General features: G+C 65.3%; 3 protein-coding genes. All 3 read right to left on the bottom strand.

Features of this window, described 5'->3' with window-relative positions; genetic code table 11:
- Positions 1 to 375, bottom strand: a 375-nt coding sequence (locus EOA24_RS37435; protein ID WP_189354576.1) for an aminopeptidase P family N-terminal domain-containing protein, incomplete at its 3' end; no start/stop codon positions are given.
- The gene (gene pgeF / locus EOA24_RS37430; protein ID WP_126081666.1) at positions 375 to 1163 is read right to left on the bottom strand and encodes a peptidoglycan editing factor PgeF; all 789 of its coding nucleotides are present in this window, start codon (positions 1161 to 1163) and stop codon (positions 375 to 377) included. The genes EOA24_RS37435 and pgeF, both read right to left, overlap by 1 nt.
- 86 nt (positions 1164 to 1249) lie before the next feature.
- A partial coding sequence (locus EOA24_RS37425) for an SAM-dependent methyltransferase (protein ID WP_189354574.1) occupies positions 1250 to 1577 on the bottom strand: 328 nt, incomplete at its 5' end.

The following is a 1577-nucleotide window of genomic DNA, read 5'->3' as shown; positions in this document are numbered from 1 at the left end:
GTTATAGGCGGTCAGGCCATGGGTGTCGTATTCGACGCCGATGCGGGCGCCGAGCAGATCGAGGTCGTTGAGCAGGTTGCGCAGGTCGATTGCCGGGTTGGCGCCCTGACGATCGGTCCACAGCACGATGTTCTCGATGGTCGAGGTATGGCGCGCTTGCCTCAGATCAGCCGAGCGGGTGAGCAGCACCATCGAGCCGTCGGCCTTCACCACCAGGCACTGGAAGAAGCAGAAGCCGAACGTGTCGTAGCCGGTCAGCCAGTACATGCTCTCCTGCGCGAACAGGAGCACGGCGTCGAGCTTCTTTTCGGCCATCTCGATCAGCAGCCGGTCACGCCGCGCGTCGAATTCCGAACGTTCGAAATGCAGCGCCATTACTCTTTCTCCAGAACGATTGCCGAAACCTGGCGCCCGTAATCCGCTTCCTTGCGGTGTGTGGTGCGCCGGTAGGAATAGAAAAGGTCTTCTTCCGCGTAGGTGCAGCGGCCAAGCCCCTCGGCGGTCACGCCGGCCTTGCGCAGCCGGTCGACCGTATATTGGTTGAGGTCGAACATCGAGTGGCCGACAGTCCTGGATGGGCTGAAATAGCGTTCATTGCCGGCGTCGGCCTCGACGAAGCGGGCGACAAATTCCGGCCCGACCTCGTAATTGTCGGGCCCGATCGAGGGGCCAAGCACGGCGACGATGCGGTCGCGGCGGGCGCCGAGGCCCTCCATCGCCGCGACGGTGTTCTCGAGCACGCCGGTGAAGGCGCCCTTCCAGCCGGCATGGGCGGCGCCGATGACGCGCGCCTCGTCATCGGCAAACAACACCGGCCCGCAATCGGCGGTCGATGCGCCGATGGCGATGCCCGGACGATCGGTGACGATGGCGTCGGCTTTCGGGCGAGGGGCGGCGAAGGGTTCCCTGGCGACAACGACATCCGGCGAGTGGATCTGGTGCGCGGTCAGCAGATGGTCCGCGGGCACACCCATCCAATCGGCGACGCGCCGCCGGTTCTCGGCGACCAATGTCTGGTCGTCGCTGGAGCCCGTGCCGATGTTGAGGCCCCGATAGATGCCGTCGGAGACGCCGCCGATGCGGGTGAAGTAGCCGTGGCGCATGCCTTGCGCCTTTTCAAGCAGCGGCGAGCGTACTGGATCGGGTCTGGTCTGATTCAGCATGGTTGGGTTTGTCGTCCGTGCAAGGCGGGTTCGTCAAGGCGAAGTTCGGAGACGAGCGGGCCAGCCACCGAGGCCGCGCGCCGATCTCAGCCGCCTTTCGCCTTCGGCAGGACCTTCATCACCTTGAACAACTCGCCCATGGCGTCGGGGCCGGCCAGGCGTTCGACCGCGTCCGATATGACCTGACGTGTTTCGGCATCGGCATCGGCGCCGAGCGTTCCGGCACGTTCGAGCAGGCCCATGCCGAGCAGGAATTCGCCCTGGGTCGACAATTGAACATCGTGACCGTGCGCCCGCGCGATGTCGGCGAGAGCGGCGAAATCGACATGGGCGGTGAGGTCGGCTTCGCCTGGATTGGCCAGAACGTCCTCGCGCTCGTGCCGGCGCAGCGCCTGGAAAGTGTCGCCGATACCC

Source organism: Mesorhizobium sp. M2A.F.Ca.ET.039.01.1.1 (genome assembly GCF_003998035.1).
GTDB lineage: Bacteria > Pseudomonadota > Alphaproteobacteria > Rhizobiales > Rhizobiaceae > Mesorhizobium.
Note: the sequence above shows the minus strand (reverse complement) of the source record. Positions and strands in the feature narration are given on the sequence as shown.

Excerpts from the sequence above, each read along its gene's own strand:
- pgeF (WP_126081666.1), bottom strand. The coding sequence starts at position 1,163 with ATGCTGAATCAGACCAGACCCGATCCAGTACGCTCGCCGCTGCTTGAA.